The following is a 24,295-nucleotide window of genomic DNA, read 5'->3' as shown; positions in this document are numbered from 1 at the left end:
GTAATTTTTCCTGAGAAGAGGAAGGAAAAATTGTATCGAGAACTAAATTTTACGAGTATCAAATTCAGATTTCGATACAAATTTCACTCATTTACAATCGTAAAACTCACTCAATCAGACAACGATTACTCCAAATGCATAACGGTTACATAAGATTAGTTTTCTCTTAATTTTTTTTCCACTACTCATAAAAAGATATTCTGATTGATATTGATTGAAGAGGGGAAGAGTAGTTTGTTAAAAAACAAATAGATTTATTGCGATAGTCACAAAAACAAAAAGCTTTTTTTATTATATACTAGTAAATGTTGAGTGTTTTTTTGATGTTTAATAATAGTTTTTACGCTAAACAAACCCTATTTGACGATTTTTAAACTTAAAAAAGACATTGTTTTTAGAATTTTACATCATTGTTAAACTTAAAAAACACAAAACAATGACTACAAGAACATTAACGCTAAGTTTATTATTAATGACTTTTACTTTTGTAGGTTTTTCGCAATCTAAAAAAGTAACTAAAAAAGCAGAACAATGGACTAAGGAATTAAACGAGCAAATTATTTCTGTAGATCAATCATTGGCTTTAAATGATGAACAAACAGAAAAAATAATAGGGATTCAAACTCAAAGAATGGAAGCATTAAAAGAGTTGAATAAAACAGGAGGAACACAAGAAGAGAAAAAAGAAATCAACAAAAAATACTTTCAACAAGTATTTAAAGAAGTGTTAACTAAAGATCAGATCAACGCAAGAAGAGAAGCTAAGAAAAAAGAATAATTGTTCATTTTTAGAATTATAAACCATGCGAACTATAACCATTATATTTTACTTGTTAACTCAACCTTTTTTTGCATTTGCACAGATAACTCCTGAGCAAATGGTAGAAAAAATGGGAAGAGGTATCAATATGGGAAATGTAATGAGTGCATCAATAGAAGGTAATTGGGCTCCTGCATTTACAGAATCGTATTTTCAAGATGTTGCAAATGCAGGATTTACCACAGTAAGAATTCCCATAGATTTTTTAGGAACAAGAACCAGTGGTAACACTTCAGTTTACAGTAAGCAAGCCAACACCTCACATTTATACACAGGAAATGCTTCAGGTTATATAATAGATGCTACTTATTTAAACAGGGTAGAAGAGGTTATTAACTGGGGATTAAACCAAAATTTAGTGGTGATTTTAGATTTTCACGGAAAGTCTTTAAAAGATGAGTTTCTGCATACTTTTAGTCCAAAAGACAAATGGACTGATTATTATACAGAACCTACTTCGGCAAAACGTGCTGCCGATAATCAGAAGTTTAGAGCTATTTGGACACAAATTGCCAATAGGTTTAAAAATCATTCATACGATTTGTTGTTTGAAATTGTAAACGAACCTTATTTTTTTCTTACCGATGCAGAAATGGATGTTTTAAATACAGATATTATTAACATCATCCGTAATTCTGGAGCAAACAATAACAACAGAAATATTGTCATTACAGGAGGAACAAAAAATGCTTACGAAGCTCCTTTGCAAATAGGAAATACTGTTTTAAATAGTGATAACCATTTAATAGCAACCTTTCATTATTATTTGCCTAGAGATTTTACAGCTTCTGCCAGTGAAGAACACAACGATTTTGATTGGGGAACAGTAGCCGATGAACAAGCGGTAGATACTCATTTTCAGGAAGTAAAAGATTGGGCTACTCTAAATAATATTCCAGTTTTTTTAGGAGAGTTTGGAGCTGATAATGAAAGCGGTATCAACTATTCTAAAAATACCCTTGGCGATTTTGGAGGGCCAGATGCCAATTCTAGAGCAGCATTTCATAGTTATGTAGCAAACAAAGCCATAGCATTAGGTTTTGCTTTTACCGCTTGGGATGCTGGCGATAAGTCTGGTAAAACCATTTATAAAGTTGAAGACAGAAGTTGGGTAGAAAATGTAAAAAATGCTTTGTTAGAAAGTACGTTGAGTAATAAAAATATTGAAGATGAAGAATTTAACACAACTATTTATCCAAATCCAGCACAAAATAAAGTTTATATAAACTCAAAAAATACGATAAAAAAAGTAGAAATATACAATGCTCTAGGAGCAAAACAAAACACTAATTTCTTTGGTAACTCTGTTGTTTTAAATAACTTAATAGATGGTTCTTATATGTTGGAAATTAGCTTTTTAAACAAAATTATAACTAAACATAAATTATTAATTAAAAACTAAAAACGTCATGAAAAAAATTACATTATTATTGTTAGCAGCATTCCCTATGTTAGGGTTTTCTCAAACTTTTGATTTTACAGGAGTAGATGGAGGTTGGACAGGAGTTCAGTCAACTTTAACTCAAAATGCTACAAGTGTAACATTAGATTTTGTAGTAGATCAAGATCCAAAATTAAGACATACAGCTGCAGGAGTTACTGATCCTGTAACAAACGGAATTGTTGCAATTACTTTAAAAAATAACTCATCGGTCTCTGAATTTAGGTTTGTTTATGAAGATTTAGAAACTGGTACAGGTACATCAGGAGTGGTGGTGTCTATTAGCCCTAATACAAATTATTTTAAAACATATGTGGTAGATTTATCTACTGATACTGCTTGGGACAACAATGGATCTGGTGGAACACAAAATGCTATAGATATTGCTTTTAGAGAGCCTGGAGGAACTAATGGGAGTAATAGTATAGATACTGATGGTTCTATAGAAATTGATAAGGTTGAGTTTATATCCACAAAACCAGAAAAAACACTATATGATTTCAATAATGATGGAGATGTTGAAGGATGGTCGTCTTTAAATGATGCAACAACTACAGTAAGTGGAGGTGTATTGTCAATAACTCCAACAGCAGTTGGGACAGCAATTGCTAAAGTAACTAATAGTAATTTTTCTATAGATGCTAGTACAAATACCCATATGCATATAGTTTATAAAAATTTATCTGCAGATAATAATCAATTGAGAATTCAATTTAGGTCATCGGAAGATAACTATGTTGCTTTTGTAGGTACAAATGAAACCATTAATACAAGTATGTCTAATTTTGAAACGTTATCTGTTGATTTAGCATCCGCAAAAACAGAGTGGACAGGTAATGTAACGGATATTCAACTAGCAATTAGAAACACGGGTAATACAGGAAATGCATCGTCGGCTGGAGATATACAAATTGATCAGATTATTTTTGATAACAACGAGACTTTAAGCTCAGAAAATATTGAAGATGCAGATTTTAGTTTATATCCTAACCCAGTTAGTGATGTGTTAAACATAACAGGAAATTCAACTATTACAGCAATAGAAGTATATAACATTACAGGACAAAAAGTGTTAACAAGTGCATCTAAAAATCAAATAAATGTATCTCAGTTATCTTTAGGAGTATATGTGTTAAAATTACAAAATGAGAACAACCAAGTGTTGTCTAAAAAATTCATCAAAAAATAAAAACAAGTTTAAAGTAATTTGACTAAAATAGCTGAGTGGTAAAATGCTCAGCTATTTTTTTATACCTGTAATTTACTTCCGTCAACTCTTTATTCTTTCGTCTAAGAACTGTATTTTTGCGACTTAACTCAAAAAAATAGTTTTTATTTAATTAAGAACTTTAGCAAAAAATGGAATATAATTTTAACGAGATAGAAGCCAAGTGGCAAAAATACTGGGCAGACAACAAAACTTTTAAAGCAGAAAATACTTCAGAAAAACCTAAGTTTTATGCCTTAGATATGTTTCCTTATCCATCGGGAGCAGGTTTACACGTAGGTCATCCGTTAGGATATATTGCTTCAGATATTTTTGCTCGTTATAAACGTCATAAAGGCTTTAACGTGTTGCATCCTCAAGGATATGATTCTTTTGGGTTGCCAGCAGAACAATATGCCATTCAAACAGGGCAACATCCTGCAATAACTACCGAAACCAACATCAATACTTATAGAAAACAATTAGATAAAATTGGTTTTTCTTTTGATTGGTCTCGTGAAATTAGAACATCAACTCCAGAATATTACAAGCACACACAATGGATTTTTACAGAATTGTTTAATGCTTGGTATAACAAAGCTGCGGACAAAGCAGAAAAAATTGAAACGTTAATTACTTTGTTTGAGGCAAATGGAACAGAAAATGTGCAAGCAGTTTGTGATGAAGACGTGGTTGATTTTACAGCATCGGAATGGAGTGATTTTCCTGAGTTTAAAAAACAGCAAGTGCTGTCAAAATATAGATTGACTTATTTGTCTGAAACAGAAGTAAACTGGTGTCCTGCATTGGGTACAGTTTTAGCAAATGATGAAATTATTAACGGATTGTCAGAACGTGGAGGTCACCCTGTAGTTCGCAAAAAAATGATGCAGTGGTCTATGCGTATTGCAGCCTATGCACAACGTTTGTTAGATGGGTTGAACACTATTGATTGGCCACAACCTTTAAAAGATGCTCAAACCAATTGGATTGGGAGAAGTCAAGGTGCTAGTGTAAGGTTCAAAGTAGATGGGTCTTCGAGCAAAGTCGAGAAGCAAGATTTTGAAATAGAAGTGTTTACCACCCGTCCTGATACTATTTTTGGAGTGACATTTATGACATTGGCACCAGAGCATGAGTTGGTGTCACAAATTGTAACAGAGGAACAAAAAGAAACTGTGGAAGCTTATATAGAGGTTACAGCAAAACGTTCTGAACGTGATAGAATGGCTGATGTAAAAACCATTTCTGGAGCTTTTACGGGAGCGTATGCTATCCATCCTTTTACAGGAGAAAACATTCCTATTTGGATTGGAGATTATGTGTTGGCTAGTTATGGAACAGGAGCGGTAATGGCCGTTCCATGTGGAGATCAACGTGATTATGATTTCGCAAAACATTTTGATATTCCTATAAAAAATATTTTTGAAGGAGTAGATATCTCTGAAGGAGCTTGTGAGGATAAAACCGCTAAAATTGCCAATTCCGATTTCTTATCAGGATTAACCGTAAAGAAAGCTACCAAGCTTGCCATATACGAAATGGAAAAAGCAGGATTTGGACAAGGAAAAATTAACTACAGATTAAGAGATGCTGTGTTTAGCCGTCAGCGTTATTGGGGAGAGCCTTTTCCTGTGTATTATGTAGATGGAATGCCTAAGATGATATCTTCTGAACACTTGCCAATTTTGTTGCCAGAAGTAGAAAAATATTTGCCAACAGAAGACGGACAGCCACCACTAGGAAATGCTGAGGTTTGGGCATGGAGTAGTACAGAGAAGAAAGTAGTGAGTAATGAGTTGATTGATAATAAAAATGTATTTCCTTTAGAGCTTAATACGATGCCAGGTTGGGCAGGTTCTTCTTGGTACTTTAATCGTTACATGGATGCGAATAATCCAAACGAGTTTGCAAGCAAAGAAGCTTTAAATTATTGGAAAGAGGTTGATTTGTATTTAGGAGGATCAGAGCATGCTACAGGACACTTATTATATGCTCGTTTTTGGCAAAAATTCTTGTATGATTTAGACTATGTTCCTGTAGATGAATTTGCAAAAAAGTTAATCAATCAAGGAATGATTTTGGGAACTTCTGCATTTGTGTATAGATTAGAGGGGACTCAAAAATATATTTCAAAAGGTTTGATTAAAGATCAAAAAGTACAACCCATTCATGTAGATGTGTCTTTTGTAAATGCTTCGGATGAATTAGACACAGAAGCTTTTAAAGCCTGGAGAGAGGAATATAAAAATGCTGAGTTTGTTTTAGAAGATGGAATTTATAAAGTAGGACGTGAAGTAGAAAAAATGTCCAAGTCTAAATATAACGTAGTCAATCCAGATAGTATTTGTGAAGAATATGGAGCAGATAGTTTGCGTTTGTTCGAAATGTTCTTAGGACCTTTAGAGCAATCTAAACCATGGAACACAGCAGGTATTTCAGGATCTCACTCTTTCTTAAAAAAGTTATGGAGGTTGTATGCAAATGCCAACAATTTTAATGGAGTAGAAGGTGAACCAAGCAAGGAGGAGTTTAAAGTTTTACATAAAACCATCAAAAAAGTACAAGAAGATATAGAGAACTTTTCTTTTAATACATCGGTAAGTACTTTTATGATTGCTGTAAACGAATTAACTTCTTTAAAATGTAATAAAAAAGAAATTTTAGAACCTTTGTTGATTTTAATTTCTCCATATGCACCACATATTACCGAAGAGCTATGGTCTAAGTTAGGAAATTCAGAATCTATTTCAATAGCTCCATTCCCAATTTTCGAACCAAGTTATTTGGTAGAAAGTGCTAAAGAATACCCTATTTCTTTTAATGGTAAAATGAGGTTTAAATTGGAGTTACCATTAGACTTATCAGCCAAAGAAATAGAAGACATTGTGATGGCTCATGAAAAAACAACGGCTCAATTACAAGGTAGAGTTCCTAAAAAGGTAATTATAGTACCGGGAAAAATCATCAATATTGTTGGTTAATTTCTACGGTTTAGCAAACAACAAAGGCGATGTGTAAGCATCGCCTTTGTTTGTTTATAAAGGGCTTTTGTTATAAATTAAACTCAAATTCTTACATTGGCTTAGCTTTTGATAATAAAATTTAAGTATATCAATCCACTTAACTAATAGTTTTCCAGATGAATAGAGTTTCTTTAAGGATCAGAATATTTTTGGCCATGTTGCTTTTGGTAGGGCTTGCCTCAATATTTATAGCAGTAGTTACTGTAAAGCAATATAAAAAACAAACAAAAGAATATTATGATTCTCGTTTTGAAAGAAAAGAAACAGCTGCACAAAAAAACGTAAATTTTGAATTAGAAAATACTATATATCCAGCATATCAACAGTTTTTAGGGTTTATTTTTAGAGAAAGAATTCATGAAATTGCTACTGTGCACGACATGAAAATGAGTATTTATGATTTAAACGGAAAGTTACAAATAAACTCTTTTGATCCTTGGTTTAGAGTTTTTAAGGATAGAATGCCTATTGAAGTATTAGAAAACCTAAAGCATAAAGATGAATATAAAGAGTCTGCTAGCTTGGTTGATGGAAAGATATCTCAAACCTCTTATTCTTATATTCATGATAGAAACATGAATAATGTGGGAATTCTTAAAATAGAATATATACAAGACAACAGTCAGGAAGAAGAAGAATTAACCTCTTTTTTAAATAGACTTTTTGTGGTGTATGGAGTTATGTTATTGTTAGCCGTTGCGTTTGCTTATTTCTTGTCTAGTTATATTACTAGGTCGTTAAAATCTATTTCAGATAAAATTCAAGAAACAAAATTATTACAGAACAATCAAAAGATTGATACCAAAGACTCCACTCCTGAAATTGCTTCAATTGTAGATGCTTACAATCAAATGATTGATGAATTAGAAGAAAGTGCTGAGAAATTGGCAAAAAGTGAAAGAGAGCAGGCTTGGAGGGAAATGGCCAAGCAAGTAGCTCACGAAATTAAAAATCCGTTAACTCCAATGAAGTTAACAGTGCAGAGTTTTGAACGTACTTTTGACCCTAATGCAGAGGGAATTAGAGAAAAAGTAAAAGATTATGCACAAATGTTAACACAACAAATTGATGTGATGTCATCTATTGCAACTTCGTTTTCAGATTTTGCTAGAATGCCACAAAAAAATATAGAAAGAGTAGATATGGTAAAAACGGTAAAGTCTGCCATAGATATTTTTTATGAAAATGATATAGATTTTCATTCTGAAAAAGAGGAGATTTATCTAAACTTGGATAAAAATCAAATCACTAGAGTTATTAATAATTTGGTTAAAAATGCCACTCAAGCAACTGATGGTGTAAAAGAACCAAAGATTGAAGTAAAACTAGTAGAAACCGAAAGCCAAGTTGCTTTAATAGTAAAAGACAACGGAAAAGGAATTTCGGAAGAAGATAAAGATCTTATTTTTGAACCTAAGTTTACCACCAAAACTAGTGGAATGGGACTAGGGTTGCCAATGGTAAAAAACATAGCAGAAACTTACGGAGGAACAGTTTCTTTTTCATCTGTAGTTGGGTATGGTACAGAATTTAAAATAACGTTTCCAAAATAATTACCTGTTAGTTTTCTTATTAAACTAAGTTAAATTTATATCTTCGTTAATAATACTATTAAAAAGATGTAAATATGTTAAAAAAGTTTGCGCTATTGTTAATTGTTTTGATATTTAATAATATCAATGCTCAAAAAACGTCTATTCTAGTTTTTACTAAAACAGCAGGGTTTAGACATGAATCTATTCAATCTGGTAAAAAAGCCATGGAGCAAATGGCTAAAGATAAAAATTGGAAAATCACTTTTTCTGAAGATGCCAATTTGTTTAATTCAAAAGATTTATCTCAGTTTAATGTTTTGTTTTTTTTAAACACTACTGGTGATATTTTAAATGAAGAACAACAAAATGCTATGAAAACTTTTTTAACTAACGGGAAAGGTTTTGTAGGAACACATGCTGCAACAGATACTGAAATGGACTGGGAGTGGTATGTAAATCTTTTAGGGGCTAGTTTTGCAAGTCATCCAAAACAACAAAAAGCAACATTGCATATTAATAAGTCACATGGACATAAAGCTGTAGCGCATTTAAATGATAGTGAAGCGTTTTTTGATGAATGGTATAATTTTAAAAACCCTGTAGCACAACATGTAAACGTATTAGCTACTTTAGATGAAAGTACTTATACAGGAAAGAGAATGGGAATAGAGCACCCTATTACATGGTATCATCATTATGATGGGGTTAGAGTTTTTTATACAGGATTAGGGCATACTGTTGAGTCTTATTCTGATGAGCGTTTGTTAAAACAATTAGAAGCCGGAATAGAATGGGCTGCAGGGAATGAAAACATAAATACACTTACCAAAAAATGGACTCCGTTGTTAAAAGGGAATCCTCATCATAATTGGGATGTTCATATGGGTGTGCCTCATAAAACAATTAAAGGTATACCAAACGTAAACCCAAACAGCAACGGAATAAAAGGAGAGCCTTTAGGGTTAAACAACGATCCTAAAAAGGTATTTGATTTTGTTCAAGATAAAAAAGGAAATACTACAGTACATATTACAGGAGAAATATATGGAGCATTAACTACTAAACAAGAGTATGAAAACTACCATTTAAAACTAAAAGTAAAATGGGGAGAAAAAAAGTGGGAGCCTAGACTAAAAGATATAAGAGATAGTGGATTGTTGTATCATTGTGTAGGGCCTTTTAGGCAATTTTGGAACGTTTGGATGCGTTCTCAAGAACTCCAAATTCAAGAAGGTGATATGGGAGATTATTATGCTCTTGGTGGGGCTGTTGCTGATGTTCCTAGTAAAACGATAATAAGAAATGGAAAGAATGTAAGAGTTTATGATTTAGATGGAGAGTTTTATTCCGGAAATGTTAAGAAATTTGATGATAACGAAAAGAAAAACGGAAAGTGGAATACTATAGAGTTAATTACCTATAACGGAACAAGTATTCATATAGTAAATGGAAAAGTAATGATGACTTTGTATAACTCTAGAGAAAAACAAGGAGATGGATTTATACCACTAAGTAGAGGAAGAATTCAAATACAGAGTGAGGGAGCAGAAGTGTTTTATAAAGACATCAAAATTAAATCTATCGATGAAATTCCAAGTAAATTTAAAAAGTATTTAAAATAACAAAAAAGCAATCTAATTTTTAGATTGCTTTTTTTATCTTAAGGATGTTTTTTACAAACAGTCAAGCAGCATAATTTTAAAATCTCTAAAACAAGTTTATAATGCAAATAGAAAACATTCAATTTGAACAGGAAGGAGCTATTATGTATATCACTATAAATCGTGAAAAATATCTCAATGCATTGAATAAAAAAACCATTTTAGAGCTTAATCACGTATTGTGTTTATGTGAGTCTGATGATACTATTCGTGTTTTAATTATTACAGGATCTGGAGATAAAGCTTTTGTGGCGGGAGCAGATATTAAAGAGTTTTCTAATTACAACAGAAGAGAAGGAACAGAATTGTCTCGTTTTGGTCATGAACTTTTATTTGATAAAATTGCTACTTATACAAAACCTGTTATTGCAGCAATAAATGGTTATGCATTAGGAGGCGGGTTAGAACTAGCTTTGTCTGCACAGATAAGAATTGCCTCAGACAATGCAAAAATGGGGCAGCCAGAAGTGTCTTTAGGGGTAATTCCTGGTTATGGAGGAACTCAAAGATTAACACAGTTGGTAGGAAAAGGGAAAGCCATGGAGTTGATTCTTACAGGAGAAATGATTTCAGCACAGGAAGCATTAAAACTAGGAATGGTAAATTATGTAGTCTCTCAAGATGATTTATTATTAAAGGCTATTGAAATTGCAAATAAAATAATTAAAAATTCTCCTAGAGCTGTAAGAAAAAGTATACAAGCTATTAACGCTACTTATGGAAACATAGGTCTATTAAAAGAAATAGAATTGTTTGGTTCTTGTTTTGGAACAGATGAATTTAAAGAAGGGGTAACAGCATTTTTAGAAAAGAGAAAGCCTAATTTTAAATAAACTTGTATTTTTGCACAAATTTTAAGAAATGTATATATATAATGTAACTACAAATGTGGCAGATACTATTCACGAAGATTGGTTGTTGTGGATGAAAGAAGTTTATATACCAGAAATGTTGGCAACAGGAAAATTTACTGGAGCAAAAATGTCAAGAGTAATGATTCAAGAAGAAATGGGAGGAAAAACATACTCTGTTCAATATGCTATTAAAAATAGAGATACATTTAAAAAGTATTATTTAGAAGATGCTTCAAAAATGAATGCTAAAATGCAAACTAAATTTGAAAACGGAGATACTGTTTCTTTTCAAACAGAGATGGAAGTCATAGGTGACTTTTATTAAAACCATAGATTTATAAAACAAAAAAACGCTCAATTGAGCGTTTTTTTGTTTATACTATTTGACTAAATAAGGCCAGGTTATCATTTAAATACTCCCCAAAGAATCCTTTTTCTTTCATTCTAAAAAGTAAAGGTTCAAAATCTTCTTTTTGACTAAGTTCAATACCAACAATAGCAGAAGCAGTACTCCTACTGTTTTTTTTGGTGTATTCAAAATGTACAATGTCGTCAGTATCAGACAATACATCGCCTACAAATTCTTTTAAAGCTCCTGCTCTTTGTGGAAAACGAACAATAAAATAATGTTTTAAACCATCGTACAATAAGGCACGTTCCTTCATTTCTTCCATTCTGGTAATATCATTATTACCTCCACTCAATACACATACAACATTTTTGCCTTTAATCTCATTTGCATAATTATCTAAAGCAGCAATAGAAAGCGCTCCAGCAGGTTCTGCAACAATGGCATTTTCGTTGTAAAGTTTTAAAATAGTTTTACAGATATGTCCTTCATCAATTAAAGTAACATTATGTAAATAATCTTTACAAATAGGAAAAGTGTTTTTACCCATTTCTTGTACGGCAGCTCCATCTACAAACTTATCAATATCAAATATTTTAGTGTTTACTCCTTTTTCTAATGAAGTTTTAAGAGACGGGGCTCCCTTGGGTTCTAAACCAATAATTTTTGTGTTAGGACTTAAGTTTTTAAAAACTGTAATAATTCCAGAAGCCAATCCACCTCCTCCAATAGGTAAAAACAAATAATCAATAGGTTTGTTCAAAGCATCTAAAATTTCTAATCCTACCGTTCCTTGTCCAGACATCACATCCCAATCATTAAAAGGATGTACGTAAATGGCATTGTTTTCTTGTTGATAGGCTTCTGCAGCTTTAGAACTTTCATCAAAAGTATCTCCAATCAATTTAACAGTAGTAAATTCACCACCAAACATTTTAACCTGAGAAATTTTTTGCTTGGGTGTGGTCACAGGCATAAAAATGACTCCTTTTGTTTTTAGGGCATTACAAGCAAAAGCCACTCCTTGTGCATGATTTCCTGCACTGGCACAAACCACACCATTTGCTAGTTCTTTTTTACTGAGATTTTTAATTCGGTTATAAGCTCCTCTAATTTTATAAGAGCGTACTAGTTGTAAGTCTTCTCTTTTAAAATAGATATTTGCCTCAAATTGTTTTGAGTAATTATCCATGAAAGACAAAGGGGTATTTTGCACTACTCCTTTGATGTTCATTTGTGCTTTGAGAACCGATTCTAAAGTAACCATGGGTGTTGTTTATTTGCTGATAAGTAAAAATAAAAAAAGCCGTTGCATTTGCAACGGCTTTTGAGATATTAAAAAATTCGTTTTATGAAACGATTTTTTTCATTGCCGTCATAGACTCACGTAATTCTTCACCAATAAACTCAACCTCGTGCTCACGAATAGCTTTGTTTACAGCAATTAATTCAGCATTGTCTACACCATTACTTCCTGTAGAGAATGGCTTACCAATTAAGTTACTAGGTGCGTTTTTAACATACTCAGCAATTAAAGGCTTACAAGCGTGGTCAAATAAGTAACATCCGTACTCAGCAGTATCAGAAATTACACGGTTCATTTCAAATAATTTTTTACGAGCAATAGTATTTGCTATTAATGGAGTCTCGTGTAAAGATTCGTAGTATGCAGATTCTTCTACAATTCCAGAATCAACCATTGCTTCAAAAGCCAATTCTACACCAGCTTTAACCATAGCAACCATTAAAGTACCATTGTCGTAGTATTCTTGCTCAGAAATTTCAAAATCTCCAGCAGGAGTTTTTTCAAAGTTAGTTTCTCCTGTAGCAGCTCTCCAAGTTAATAAGTTTACATCATCATTAGCCCAGTCAGCCATCATTGTAGATGAGAATTCACCAGAAATGATATCATCCATGTGCTTTTGGAATAATGGTCTCATGATGTCTTTTAACTCTTCAGAAACTTTAAAAGCTTCAATTTTAGCAGGGTTAGATAATCTATCCATCATGTTTGTAATACCTCCGTATTTTAAACCTTCAGTAATAGTTTCCCATCCGTATTGGATTAATTTAGAAGCATATCCTGCATCAATTCCTTCAGCTACCATTTTGTCGAAACATAAGATAGATCCAGTTTGTAACAATCCACATAAGATAGTTTGTTCTCCCATTAAGTCAGACTTAACCTCAGCAACAAAAGAAGACTTTAATACACCAGCAGTGTGTCCCCCTGTACCAACAGCGTAAGCTTTAGCATAATCCCATCCCTTTCCTTCTGGATCGTTTTCAGGGTGTACAGCAATTAAAGTAGGTACTCCAAATCCTCTCTTAAATTCTTCACGAACTTCAGATCCTGGAGATTTAGGTGCTACCATAATTACAGTAATATCTTTACGAACTTCCATTCCTTCTTCTACGATGTTAAAACCGTGAGAGTAAGATAATGTAGCTCCTTTTTTCATTAATGGCATTACAGCAGTAACAACAGCAGTGTGTTGTTTGTCTGGAGTTAAGTTGATTAATAAATCAGCAGTAGGAATCATTTCTTCATAAGTTCCTACAGCAAAGTTATTTTCAGTAGCGTTTAAAAAAGATTGTCTTTTTTCCTCGATAGCAGCACCTCTTAAAGTATAAGAAACGTCTAATCCAGAATCACGCATGTTTAACCCTTGGTTCAATCCTTGAGCACCACATCCGATGATTACGATTTTTTTACCTTTTAAAGCTTCAACACCGTTGTCGAATTCGCTTCTGTCCATAAATTCACACTGTCCTAATTGCTCTAATTGCTCTCTTAAAGAAAGTGTGTTAAAATAATTTGCCATTTTGCTTTTATTTTTATTCTAATTTGTTACTTGTTATTTCGCTAAAAATGAGCTTGATGGATGATTATTTCCTTCAAGCTCAATATTAATTTTAATGCGTTGCCAAATTTAGGGAATTCTATTCAGTTATCTCTCCTAAAATTTTACGAATATTCATGGCTTCTTTTGAGATAGCCACTCTTCCAGATCTTACAAATTGTGCAATGCCAAAAGGTTTAAAAGATTCGTAAATTGCATCTATTTCATGTCTTCTTCCTGCTTTTTCAACCACAAAGAAATTTCTGTTTACAGTCACAATATTCATGCTGTGTTCTTTGATGATGTTTTGAATTTGTGGATTCTCAAACAACAACTCAGATTTAAATTTGAACATAGCTGTTTCTGTAAAAATAATTTCATCCTCAGTATGATAGTAAGCTTGAATAACTTCTACTTGTTTCTCTAATTGACCAATAATCTTTTTAACTGCATCTTCGGTCATGTTTACAACCAATATAAACCTAGAAACGTTTTCAATTTCAGAGTGAGATACGGTTAAGCTTTCTATATTAATATGTCTCTTAACAAAAATGGTTGAAATTCTGTTTAGCAACCCTAAGTTGTTTTCAGAATAAACCGATATGGTGTATGATTTTGTTTCCATGTCTTTCTTTTTTTAGCTTAATCTTACGTCTGATACACTTGCTCCTGTAGGTACCATTGGGAAAACGTTGTCTTCTTTTTCTACCATTACTTCTAAAAAGTAAGAGGTTTCACAAGCAATCATTTCATCAATAGCACTTTGTAAATCTTCACGCTTTACTACTTTTTTAGCAGGAATACTATAAGCTTCGGCTAATTTTATAAAATCAGGATTAATCATTTCTGTAGAAGCATAACGTCTATCAAAAAATAATTGTTGCCATTGACGTACCATTCCTAAAAACTCATTGTTTAAAACCACAATTTTAACTGCAGTTCCTGTTTGTAAAATAGTACCTAGTTCTTGACAAGTCATTTGATAACCTCCATCACCAATAATAGCTACTACATCTCTTTCAGGAGCTCCCATTTTAGCTCCAATAGAAGCTGGTAAAGCAAACCCCATAGTTCCTAATCCACCAGAAGTTACATTACTTCTAGTATTGGTAAAGTTTGCATATCGAACAGCCATCATTTGGTGTTGTCCTACATCAGAAACAATAACAGCATTGTCTTTTGCTGCTTTGTTAATACCTTGTAAAACTTCTCCCATAGTCAATCCTTCTTTGGTTGGATTTAACTGACCATTAATTACTTTTTCAAACTCTATTTTATCAAACGCTCTAAACTCGTTTAACCAAGCAGTGTGTTCTTTTTTGTTTACAAAATCTAAAACTTTAGATAAAGTGTCTTTGGCATCACCAATTACAGCAACATCAGTTTTTACGTTTTTATCTATTTCAGCAGGATCTATATCAAAATGAACTACTTTTGCCTGTTTTGCATATTTACTTAAATCACCAGTAACACGATCATCAAAACGCATTCCAATAGCAATTAAAACATCACATTCGTTGGTTAATTTGTTTGGTCCGTAGTTTCCGTGCATTCCTACCATACCTACATTCAAAGGGTGGTTTGTTGCTAGTGCAGAAAGTCCTAAAACAGTCCATGCAGATGGAATCCCAGATTTTTCTACAAAAGCTTTTAGTTCAGCTTCAGCACTTCCAAGAATTACCCCTTGCCCAAAAATAATCATTGGTTTTTTTGCACTATTGATGATATCAGCAGCTTGTTTTACCTTTTCTATATTTGTTTCTGGTACAGGTTTGTAACTTCTTACATGTGTACATTTTTCGTAACTATAGTCAAGTTCTCCTTGTTGCGCATCCTTGGTAATGTCAATCAATACAGGCCCTGGTCTACCAGATTTGGCTATATAAAATGCTTTAGCAATAGCAGCAGGAATATCTTCTGATTTGGTTACCTGACAGTTCCATTTGGTAATAGGAGATGAAATACTTATCACATCTGTTTCCTGAAATGCATCTGTTCCTAAAAGATGAGAAGCTACCTGTCCGGTAATACATACCATAGGAGTAGAGTCTATTTGTGCATCTGCAATTCCAGTAATTAAATTGGTGGCACCAGGTCCCGAAGTAGCCAAAGCGACTCCAACCTTACCTGAGGTTCTTGCATATCCTTGAGCAGCGTGAGCAGCTCCTTGCTCATGTCTTGTTAAAACATGGTGCAATTGATCTTGATATTTATATAATTCATCGTAGATAGGCATGATAGCTCCACCTGGGTATCCGTATGCTACATCAACACCTTCTTCTAGAAGTGATTTAACAACGGCTTCAGCTCCAATGATTCTTTCTGTTTTTTTCATACTTCGTATGTAGTATTGAGTACTGAGTACTAAGTATTGAGTATAGGTTGTTGATTTAAACTTTGTACTTGATACTTTTTACTTGGTACTTTGATTAATATTTATCAGTAACACATCCTTCAGAAGCCGAAGCAACTGATTTAGCGTACTTAAATAAGATTCCTTTATTGTGTTTTAAAGCAGGTTGTTGCCATTTTGCTTTACGTTCTGCTATTTCTGATTCAGAAACTTGTAAAGTAATGGAGTTGTCTTCTGCACTAATAGAAATAGTATCTCCTGTTTCTACCAATCCAATCAAACCACCTGTTTGTGCTTCTGGCGTTATGTGACCAACTACAAAACCGTGAGTTCCTCCAGAAAAACGTCCGTCAGTAATTAAAGCTACTGATTTTCCTAAACCAGCTCCCATGATTAATGATGTTGGTTTTAGCATTTCTGGCATACCAGGTCCACCTTTAGGTCCAACATAACGAATAACGACGACGTCTCCTCTGTTGACTTCTCCGTTTGAAATACCAGTATTGGCAGCTTGCTCACCATCGTAAACAACGGCTTTTCCTTCAAATTTTAATCCTTCGTTTCCAGAAATTTTAGCAACAGCACCTTCTTCTGCTAGGTTACCATATAAGATTTGTAAGTTACCAGAAGATTTTAAAGCTTTGTCTTTAGGGAAAATTACATCTTGGTCTTCAAACTCCATGGCTTTAACGTCAGCTAAGTTTTCTGCTAATGTTTTACCAGTACAAGTCATACAATCTCCATGTAAAAAACCTTGTTCTAATAAATATTTCATAATGGCTGGAGTACCTCCAATTCCATGAACATCTTCCATTAAATATTTTCCAGATGGTTTTAAATCTGCAATTAACGGAGTTCTGTCTGAAACTCTTTGGAAATCCTCTAATGTAAATTCAATATCAGCAGCATAAGCAATGGCTAAATAATGCAATACGGCATTAGTAGACCCTCCTAAAGCATTTACAATAGCAATAGCATTTTCTATAGACTTTTTGGTAACAATATCTTTAGGTTTTAAATCTAACTCTAATAAGTTTTTCATGGCTTGGGCAGTACGCTCAGCTTCTGATAATTTATTAGGGTTTTCAGCAGGAATAGATGAGTTAAAAGGCAATGCCAATCCCATACATTCTATAGAAGATGCCATGGTGTTAGCTGTGTACATACCTCCACAAGCACCTGCCCCTGGAATTGCTGCTTTAATAATTTCTCTGTATTCTTTCTCGTCTATTTCTCCAGCAACTTTTTGTCCTAAAGCTTCAAAGGCAGATACAATATTTAATTTACGTCCTTTGTATTTTCCAGAAGCAATAGTTCCTCCGTACACCATAATAGATGGACGATTTAAACGTAGCATAGCAATAATAGCCCCTGGCATATTTTTATCACATCCAACAACACCAATTAATCCATCATAACTTTGTGCGTTTACTACAGTTTCCATAGAATCTGCAATAATGTCTCTAGAAGCTAATGAATAATTCATTCCTGAGGTTCCCATAGAAATACCATCAGAAACACCAATAGTGTTAAAAGTTAAACCTACTTGGTCGTTTTGGTTTGTATATTTCTTGATTTCTTGAGCTAAGTTATTCAAATGCATGTTACATGGGTTTCCATCATAACCGGTACTTGCAATACCAATTTGTGGTTTGTTCATGTCTTCATCTGTTAAACCTACTGCATACAACATTGCTTGAGAAGCTGGTTGTGATGGATCCTGAGTTAATCTTTTACTGTGTTTATTTAATGCCATTTTTAAAGGTCTTTGTTTCAATAAATTTCTATATGAACACACAAAATTAGAATAGTAATTAAGGATAAAAAAAAAATCAGAAAAAACTTACGTTGTTCAGTTTTTAAATAATGATTTATTGTGTTGTAAATCAGGTGTTTGTGTTGTTAAAAAAATGATGTTAACCTGTTGATAATCTATTTGTTTATTTTCTTTAAAAATAGAATACTTGTTATATATTGTAAAGAAATAAAGAGTTTTGTTAAACTACGTATTTTTACGTAGTAAAATTAAGTAGTTTAATCTTTTAAAAAAACAGATTTATTTGTAGATTTGTGAAATCTCAAATAAAAATATTAAGGAAATATTAAATTTTATATGTCAAACACAGCAATACTAGAAATAGAAGGAAAAAAGTATGAGCTTCCATTAGAGCGTGGTTCAGAGAATGAAGTAGCAATAGATATCAAGCAGCTTAGAGGAGCTACTGGTGGTGTTACGACAATTGATCCAGGTTTTAAAAATACAGGTTCATGTAAAAGTGCTATTACCTTTTTAGATGGAGAAAAAGGAATTTTAAGATATAGAGGATATGCTATTGAGGAGTTGGCAAATGAAGCTTCTTTCTTAGAAGTATCTTATTTATTGATTTTTGGTGAGTTACCAACTGCTGTTCAATTAGAGAAATTTGACCAAGACATCAAAGATAACTCTATGGTAGATGAAGATATTCACAAAATTTTAGATGCTTTTCCAAAAAATGCACACCCAATGGGAGTGTTATCGTCTTTAACAAGTGCCTTAACAGCATTTAACCCAAAAGCAGTAGATATTGCTTCTCAAGAAGATATGTACAATGCTATTGTTATTTTAATGGGTAAATTTCCAGTGTTAGTGTCTTGGTGTATGCGTAAGATGAAGGGAGAACCTTTAGATTATGGAGATGTAGACTTGACTTACACGGAGAATTTTGCTAAGATGATGTTTAAAAAAGCGAATAAAGAATATACGTTTAATAAAACAATTATTGATGCATTAGATAAATTATTAATCTTGCATGCAGATCATGAGCAAAACTGTTCTACTTCTACAGTAAGAGTAGTAGGTTCTTCACATGCTGGATTATTTGCATCTATTTCTGCTGGTATCTCTGCGTTATGGGGACCTTTACATGGAGGTGCTAACCAAGCGGTGATTGAAATGTTAGAAGCTATTAAGGAAGATGGTGGAGATTTTGAAAAGTATTTAGCTAAAGCAAAAGATAAGCAAGATCCTTTCCGTTTAATGGGATTCGGACATAGAGTTTACAAAAACTTTGATCCTCGTGCTAAGATTATAAAAGTAGCAGCAGAAGAAATTTTAAAAGATTTAGATATTGAGGATCCTGTATTAGATATAGCAAGAGGATTGTCTGAAGCTGCTTTAAGTGATGAGTACTTTAAATCTAGAAACTTATATCCAAACGTAGATTTCTATTCAGGTATTATTTACCGTGCTTTAGGAATTCCTGTTGAGATGTTTACTGTGTTATTTGCAATGGGACGTTTACCAGGTTGGATTGCTCAATGGAAAGAAATGAGAGAGAATAAAGAGCCTATTGGTCGTCCTCGTCAGTTATATGTTGGGGAAACATTAAGGTCATACGTTTCTATAGAAAACAGATAATTGTAAATTATATTTACGAACACAAAAAAGTCTTCAATAAAATTGAAGGCTTTTTTGTTTGTTGGGTTTTAATCAAGGTTACATCAAAAAAAATAGCGATACTAATTTTAGTATCGCTATTTTTTTTGATGTAAAGACTTATTATTTTGCAGCCTCTGATCTAATTTTATTGTTTTGAATTAAATCAATATATAAGTTTATTTGTTTCTTTAGGTTTTTACGTTCGTAAATAGCATCTAAGAAACCGTGCTCTAGTAAAAATTCAGAGCGTTGAAAACCTTCAGGTAAATCTTGTCCTGTGGTGTCTCTTACAACACGTGGTCCAGCAAATGCAACCAAGGCATTTGGTTCTGCAATATTAATATCTCCTAACATAGCGTATGATGCAGTAGTTCCTCCTGTAGTTGGATCTGTGCATAAAGAGATGTAAGGAATCTTAGCTTCTGCTAATTGTGTTAATTTAGCTGATGTTTTTACCAATTGCATTAAAGATAAAGGAGCTTCTTGCATACGAGCACCTCCTGATTTTGAAATCATTAAAAAAGGAGTATTGTTTTCTCTAGCATAATCAATAGCTCTAGCTATTTTTTCTCCAACAACTGATCCCATTGAGCCTCCAATAAAAGCAAAATCCATAGCGGCAATTACCAAAGGTTTTCCGTAAGAGTTACCAACGGCTGTTCTAACAGCATCTTTTAATTTGGTTTTGGCCTGTGCTTCTTTAATTCTATCAGGATATGCTTTTGTATCTTCAAAATTTAAAGAGTCAACAGAGGTTAGGTTTTTGTCTAGCTCTGTGTACTTATTGTTGTCGAATAATATTTCAAAATATTCATTACTACCAATTCTTACATGGTATCCATCTTCTGGGCTAACATATAAGTTTTCTTTTAATTCATCAGTATCGATGATTTTTCCACTAGGAGTTTTGTACCATAAACCTTTAGGCACATCTTTCTTTGCTTCAGTAGGTGTTTGAATTCCTTTATCACTTCTTTTAAACCAAGCTGTCATAATTATTCATTTAAATAGAGGGGCAATTTACTAAAAAAAATAGAGAAACTGCATAAAATCAGTTTCTCTATTGTATCTGTTAAAACAATTATAATCTCTTTGATTATAAAGTGTTTACGTTGTTTAAGTCAGCAAAAGCTTGTTTTAAACGTGTTTTTAAAGTCTCTTCACCTTTGCGTAACCAAACTCTAGGGTCGTAGTATTTCTTGTTTGGAGCATCAGGACCTGTTGGGTTTCCTATTTGAGATTGTAAGAAGTCTGCATTTGCAGCCATATAATCTCTAATTCCTTCCATAAATGCATATTGTAAGTCGGTATCAATATTCATTTTAATAGCTCCATAACCAATAGCTTCTCTAATTTCTTCTACAGAAGAACCAGATCCTCCGTGGAATACAAAGTCAATTGGGTTATGTCCTAATCCGTGTTTTTTCTCAATAAATTTTTGTGAGTTGTCTAAGATTTTTGGAGTCAATTTCACGTTTCCTGGCTTATATACACCGTGAACATTTCCAAAAGCAGCAGCAACAGTAAATCTTGAAGAAACTTCAGATAATTGCTCGTAAGAGTAGTTTACTTCTTCTGGTTGAGTGTATAATTTAGATTCATCAACATCTGAGTTGTCAACACCATCTTCTTCTCCTCCAGTAATTCCTAGTTCTATTTCTAAAGTCATTCCCATTTTATCCATACGAGCTAAATACTCTTTACAAATAGCAATGTTTTCCTCTAATGGTTCTTCAGATAAATCAATCATATGAGAAGAGAATAAAGGAGCTCCTGTTTCTGCAAAATGTTTTTCAGAAGCATCTAATAAACCATCAATCCAAGGCAGTAAGTTTTTTGCAGCGTGGTCTGTATGTAAAATTACAGGTACTCCGTAAGCTACAGATAATTCATGTACGTGTTTTGCTCCAGCAACAGCTCCAGCAATAGCAGCTGCCTGACCATCGTTAGATAATCCTTTTCCTGCGTTAAATACAGCTCCACCGTTAGAAAACTGAATAATTACTGGTGAGTTTAATTCTTTAGCAGTTTCTAAAACTGTGTTGATTGTATTACTTCCTGTTACGTTTACAGCTGGTAATGCAAATTGTTTTTCTTTTGCTAATTTAAAGATTTCTTGAACTGCATCTCCTGTAGCAACTCCTGGTTTGATATTGTAACTCATTATATAATTAGTTTTATTGAATGATTGATAACAAAAATAGTCATTTTTATGCAATCTATAGGGGTGATATTAAGTTGTTTGTACGAAAACGATATCGTACTAAAAAGGATAGTTAATACCAATGTTTAATACTGATTGACTTAATGAATAGTTGCTGAACCATTTATTTTCAGTTAAATAAGGTTCGTAGGTTTTAAAAGCTAAGTCTAGTCTCAGTACTAAAAAGTTAAAGTCGTATCTTATTCCTGTTCCAGTTCCAATGGCTATGTTTTCTAATGATTTAAATCCAGAAAATAGTTCTTCTTTTGATGCTGTAGAGGATGCATTTGGTAAATTCCAAATATTTCCTGCATCCATAAAAATGGCTCCGTGAATACTGTTAAATATTTTAAATCTATATTCTAAACTAGAAAGAATTTTAAGGTTTCCTATGTTGAACTCTAGTCCAGAATTAGAACTACCTGGTCCAAGTTCATAGGTTTTCCAAGCTCTAATGTCATTAGATCCACCTGCAAAATAACTACTAATAAAAGGAATGTCTTTGTTTTCTCCTGTAGGGATTGCAATACCAACAAATGTTCTAAAGGCCAATGAGTTGTTGATGGATTTACTCCAGAATTTTCTAAAATCTACATCAAATTTAAGAAATTGAGATACAGGGATGTTTTCAAAGACTTTTTGATCATTTTTTGTTTTAAATAAAAAAGCATTGGCATTACCTGCTGAGGTCACTTTTGCTTTAAAATAATTGTATCGAGTATCTGATAAGCCTCTTTTACTATTGTGCTCAAAAGCATAAGAAGCTGCTGGAATAATATTATTACTGGTAATAATTCCTCTTCTTTTTTCTATGTTTTTAAGTGTTTTGTATTCAGTTGGATTGCTGTTTTGAAAACTTGTAGGGATGCTTTGAATAAACGCTGATGCGTTGTCTGTTGTTAAGTTGTATGCGGGAAATTCAGATTCTTGGATGGTTTTTATTTGGTTGAATTCAGAACTGTATATATTAAAATAAGAATTAATATTTAAGTTTTTAATGTATTGAGCATTTAATAGTTCTACAGTGTGTTTGTTTTTTAAAGAAGGTTTCCATGTGTAATCAACAATTCCTGTAACTTTTTGTTTGTCTAATCCTATGTTTTTTTGAAAACTAGTACCAATAGTAATTTTGGTTCTAGGAGTCATGGTTCTAGGGATTAAATTACTGATTAAAGGAAAAATAAATTTAGGGAATTCTAAAGTTGCATCTATCCCTATTTCATATGCATCAAAACTTGTATTGTTGGTTCCGCTTACTTTGGTAGCGGTATCAAAAATACTTCCTTGTAAAGAGAGTTGAAATATTTCGGCACCTCTAAAAAGGTTTCGGTTAATGAAATTAAATCCACCAGACAAACCAACTTGTTTGATGTTTGAGTGTATAATTTCGGAGTTAATCCCTACTCCGTATTTTTTTAAAGGAGTTAATATAATAGTGGTTGCTAACTCGTTATTAGCTAGTTCTTGTTGATTGATTTTTACAACTCTAAAGTTGTTTAAAGATTTTAAATGTCGTCTGGTAGCTTCAACAGCATCATCATTATATATTTGATTGGGTTCAATAAAAATAGAATTTGCTAATGTTTTAACTCTGTATTTTAATTTTTCATGTGCATAAAACTCTATATGATTATAGCTTTTTTTTGTGTCGTAAACGTTGTTTCGTGTTTCATAACTATAATCTGTAAAGACACTTAGTTTTTTTATGGTTTGTACGTTTGTTGGAATTTCTTCAATACTATTTCCTTTTTTAACTCTTCGGTTGTCTATATGTATGTCAATAGGAGTGATGTGGTCTTGAGCTAATGTGTCTATGTTTCTAAAACTAATTAGGCTTTCTGTAAAATGGTAAAATCCATTATTTCTTAAGGTTTTAGTAATTGTACTAACTGTTTGTTGAAAATTATCTTGATTGTATTGTTCTCCTTTTTTAATAAAAATTTGATTTTTATTTAGTTGAACAATAGAATCTACTTTTTTGTTTTTGATAAAATAATGTATGTCTCCTATAAAATAAGGTTCCCTTTTGTTAACGTTATAAAGAACATCAGCTTTTTTAGAATTGGTAATAACTTCAGTTTTTACAGTGGTATCAAAATAACCATTGTTAAAAAAATGAGTTCTTAAGTTTATAGCAGTATTGGCTGTTTTTTTAGGATCAACAATAACGGGTTCTTCTCCTTTAGTTAATAACCAGTTGTTAAAGTTCTTTTTTCTATTAATGCTTTTTAAAGTTTGTTTTTTAGATAACAAACGATCCCAAAAATTATTTCTGTTTTCAAAGTCTTGAATTCTTTTTTGGTGAATAGAATCATAGTTTAAATTCCCTAAATTATAAATATGTAATCCTAGAGGTATTCCTAAAGGTTTGTTGTTGGGTCTCTGGATTAAATAATCTGTAATGGTGTAGTCAGATGTTTTTTTATTATCAATTCTAATGGTGTTTTTGGTAAGCAAATGCTCATGCTCTTTAACGTATTTAGTAGTGTTACATGCAGTAATTAATATACTGAGTAACATATAATATAAAAAAGGATGCTGTTTTAGTTTCAAAAAAATAATGAATTGATAAGTCAAAAATA

Annotated in this window: 17 protein-coding genes; 9 read left to right on the top strand and 8 right to left on the bottom strand. The window is 32.6% G+C overall.

The features are described from left to right. Window positions 1-436 precede the first annotated feature (436 nt). From ACXGQT_RS08565 to ACXGQT_RS08530, 8 genes are all read left to right on the top strand, one after another. The gene (locus tag ACXGQT_RS08565; protein ID WP_457828181.1) at window positions 437-778 is read left to right on the top strand and encodes a hypothetical protein; all 342 of its coding nucleotides are present in this window, start codon (window positions 437-439) and stop codon (window positions 776-778) included. 25 nt (window positions 779-803) lie between these two features. Then, window positions 804-2,222 (top strand): cellulase family glycosylhydrolase, encoded by a 1,419-nt coding sequence (locus tag ACXGQT_RS08560; RefSeq protein WP_457828180.1) that lies wholly within the window; start codon window positions 804-806, stop codon window positions 2,220-2,222. Between the two features lie 7 nt (window positions 2,223-2,229). Next, the gene (locus ACXGQT_RS08555; protein WP_457828179.1) at window positions 2,230-3,450 is read left to right on the top strand and encodes a T9SS type A sorting domain-containing protein; all 1,221 of its coding nucleotides are present in this window, start codon (window positions 2,230-2,232) and stop codon (window positions 3,448-3,450) included. Between the two features lie 170 nt (window positions 3,451-3,620). Next, window positions 3,621-6,452 (top strand): leucine--tRNA ligase, encoded by a 2,832-nt coding sequence (gene leuS / locus ACXGQT_RS08550; protein WP_457828178.1) that lies wholly within the window; start codon window positions 3,621-3,623, stop codon window positions 6,450-6,452. Between the two features lie 158 nt (window positions 6,453-6,610). After that, the gene (locus ACXGQT_RS08545) at window positions 6,611-8,047 is read left to right on the top strand and encodes a sensor histidine kinase (RefSeq protein WP_457828177.1); all 1,437 of its coding nucleotides are present in this window, start codon (window positions 6,611-6,613) and stop codon (window positions 8,045-8,047) included. A gap of 74 nt (window positions 8,048-8,121) precedes the next feature. Continuing rightward, window positions 8,122-9,651: a ThuA domain-containing protein gene (locus tag ACXGQT_RS08540; protein WP_457828176.1), complete on the top strand. Its 1,530-nt coding sequence runs from the start codon at window positions 8,122-8,124 to the stop codon at window positions 9,649-9,651. Window positions 9,652-9,752: 101 nt separating this feature from the next. After that, on the top strand, window positions 9,753-10,523 hold the full coding sequence (locus ACXGQT_RS08535) for an enoyl-CoA hydratase/isomerase family protein (RefSeq protein ID WP_457828175.1): 771 nt from the start codon (window positions 9,753-9,755) through the stop codon (window positions 10,521-10,523). 28 nt (window positions 10,524-10,551) lie between these two features. Next, entirely contained in the window at window positions 10,552-10,869 is a 318-nt protein-coding gene (locus tag ACXGQT_RS08530) for a DUF4286 family protein (protein ID WP_457828174.1), read from the top strand. 49 nt (window positions 10,870-10,918) lie between these two features. On the opposite strand, the gene ilvA is transcribed toward ACXGQT_RS08530, so the two are convergent. The 5 genes from ilvA to ilvD form a co-directional block, all read right to left on the bottom strand. Further along, entirely contained in the window at window positions 10,919-12,160 is a 1,242-nt protein-coding gene (ilvA, locus tag ACXGQT_RS08525) for a threonine ammonia-lyase IlvA (RefSeq protein ID WP_457828173.1), read from the bottom strand. Between the two features lie 82 nt (window positions 12,161-12,242). Continuing rightward, window positions 12,243-13,718 (bottom strand): ketol-acid reductoisomerase, encoded by a 1,476-nt coding sequence (gene ilvC / locus ACXGQT_RS08520; RefSeq protein ID WP_457828172.1) that lies wholly within the window; start codon window positions 13,716-13,718, stop codon window positions 12,243-12,245. A gap of 118 nt (window positions 13,719-13,836) precedes the next feature. Further along, the gene (gene ilvN, locus ACXGQT_RS08515) at window positions 13,837-14,361 is read right to left on the bottom strand and encodes an acetolactate synthase small subunit (RefSeq protein WP_457828171.1); all 525 of its coding nucleotides are present in this window, start codon (window positions 14,359-14,361) and stop codon (window positions 13,837-13,839) included. 12 nt (window positions 14,362-14,373) lie between these two features. Further along, window positions 14,374-16,071 carry a biosynthetic-type acetolactate synthase large subunit gene (gene ilvB / locus ACXGQT_RS08510; RefSeq protein WP_457828170.1) on the bottom strand — a complete coding sequence of 566 codons (1,698 nt, stop codon included), beginning with the start codon at window positions 16,069-16,071 and terminating at the stop codon, window positions 14,374-14,376. 94 nt (window positions 16,072-16,165) lie between these two features. Beyond that, a complete protein-coding gene (ilvD, locus tag ACXGQT_RS08505) occupies window positions 16,166-17,845 on the bottom strand; it encodes a dihydroxy-acid dehydratase (RefSeq protein ID WP_457828169.1) in 1,680 nt (559 codons plus the stop codon). Between the two features lie 357 nt (window positions 17,846-18,202). Between ilvD and ACXGQT_RS08500 the strand changes: the two genes are divergently transcribed. After that, window positions 18,203-19,489 carry a citrate synthase gene (locus tag ACXGQT_RS08500; protein ID WP_457828168.1) on the top strand — a complete coding sequence of 429 codons (1,287 nt, stop codon included), beginning with the start codon at window positions 18,203-18,205 and terminating at the stop codon, window positions 19,487-19,489. A gap of 141 nt (window positions 19,490-19,630) precedes the next feature. Here ACXGQT_RS08500 and accD read toward each other — a convergent pair whose 3' ends face one another. The 3 genes from accD to tamL form a co-directional block, all read right to left on the bottom strand. Further along, a complete protein-coding gene (gene accD, locus ACXGQT_RS08495; protein ID WP_457828167.1) occupies window positions 19,631-20,503 on the bottom strand; it encodes an acetyl-CoA carboxylase, carboxyltransferase subunit beta in 873 nt (290 codons plus the stop codon). Between the two features lie 103 nt (window positions 20,504-20,606). Further along, window positions 20,607-21,674: a class II fructose-bisphosphate aldolase gene (gene fbaA, locus ACXGQT_RS08490; RefSeq protein WP_457828166.1), complete on the bottom strand. Its 1,068-nt coding sequence runs from the start codon at window positions 21,672-21,674 to the stop codon at window positions 20,607-20,609. 99 nt (window positions 21,675-21,773) lie between these two features. Further along, window positions 21,774-24,233 (bottom strand): translocation and assembly module lipoprotein TamL, encoded by a 2,460-nt coding sequence (gene tamL / locus ACXGQT_RS08485; protein WP_457828165.1) that lies wholly within the window; start codon window positions 24,231-24,233, stop codon window positions 21,774-21,776. Window positions 24,234-24,295 lie beyond the last annotated feature (62 nt).

It is taken from the genome of Wenyingzhuangia sp. IMCC45467 (assembly GCF_054111205.1).
The sequence above is the reverse complement of the archived record's forward strand: the minus strand, read 5'-3'. Positions and strand labels throughout refer to the sequence as shown.

Coding starts and splice junctions, on each gene's coding strand:
- ACXGQT_RS08565 (WP_457828181.1), top strand. CDS start 437: ATGACTACAAGAACATTAACGCTAAGTTTATTATTAATGACTTTTACT.
- ACXGQT_RS08560 (WP_457828180.1), top strand. CDS start 804: ATGCGAACTATAACCATTATATTTTACTTGTTAACTCAACCTTTTTTT.
- ACXGQT_RS08555 (WP_457828179.1), top strand. CDS start 2,230: ATGAAAAAAATTACATTATTATTGTTAGCAGCATTCCCTATGTTAGGG.
- leuS (WP_457828178.1), top strand. CDS start 3,621: ATGGAATATAATTTTAACGAGATAGAAGCCAAGTGGCAAAAATACTGG.
- ACXGQT_RS08545 (WP_457828177.1), top strand. CDS start 6,611: ATGAATAGAGTTTCTTTAAGGATCAGAATATTTTTGGCCATGTTGCTT.
- ACXGQT_RS08540 (WP_457828176.1), top strand. CDS start 8,122: ATGTTAAAAAAGTTTGCGCTATTGTTAATTGTTTTGATATTTAATAAT.
- ACXGQT_RS08535 (WP_457828175.1), top strand. CDS start 9,753: ATGCAAATAGAAAACATTCAATTTGAACAGGAAGGAGCTATTATGTAT.
- ACXGQT_RS08530 (WP_457828174.1), top strand. CDS start 10,552: ATGTATATATATAATGTAACTACAAATGTGGCAGATACTATTCACGAA.
- ilvA (WP_457828173.1), bottom strand. CDS start 12,160: ATGGTTACTTTAGAATCGGTTCTCAAAGCACAAATGAACATCAAAGGA.
- ilvC (WP_457828172.1), bottom strand. CDS start 13,718: ATGGCAAATTATTTTAACACACTTTCTTTAAGAGAGCAATTAGAGCAA.
- ilvN (WP_457828171.1), bottom strand. CDS start 14,361: ATGGAAACAAAATCATACACCATATCGGTTTATTCTGAAAACAACTTA.
- ilvB (WP_457828170.1), bottom strand. CDS start 16,071: ATGAAAAAAACAGAAAGAATCATTGGAGCTGAAGCCGTTGTTAAATCA.
- ilvD (WP_457828169.1), bottom strand. CDS start 17,845: ATGGCATTAAATAAACACAGTAAAAGATTAACTCAGGATCCATCACAA.
- ACXGQT_RS08500 (WP_457828168.1), top strand. CDS start 18,203: ATGTCAAACACAGCAATACTAGAAATAGAAGGAAAAAAGTATGAGCTT.
- accD (WP_457828167.1), bottom strand. CDS start 20,503: ATGACAGCTTGGTTTAAAAGAAGTGATAAAGGAATTCAAACACCTACT.
- fbaA (WP_457828166.1), bottom strand. CDS start 21,674: ATGAGTTACAATATCAAACCAGGAGTTGCTACAGGAGATGCAGTTCAA.
- tamL (WP_457828165.1), bottom strand. CDS start 24,233: ATGTTACTCAGTATATTAATTACTGCATGTAACACTACTAAATACGTT.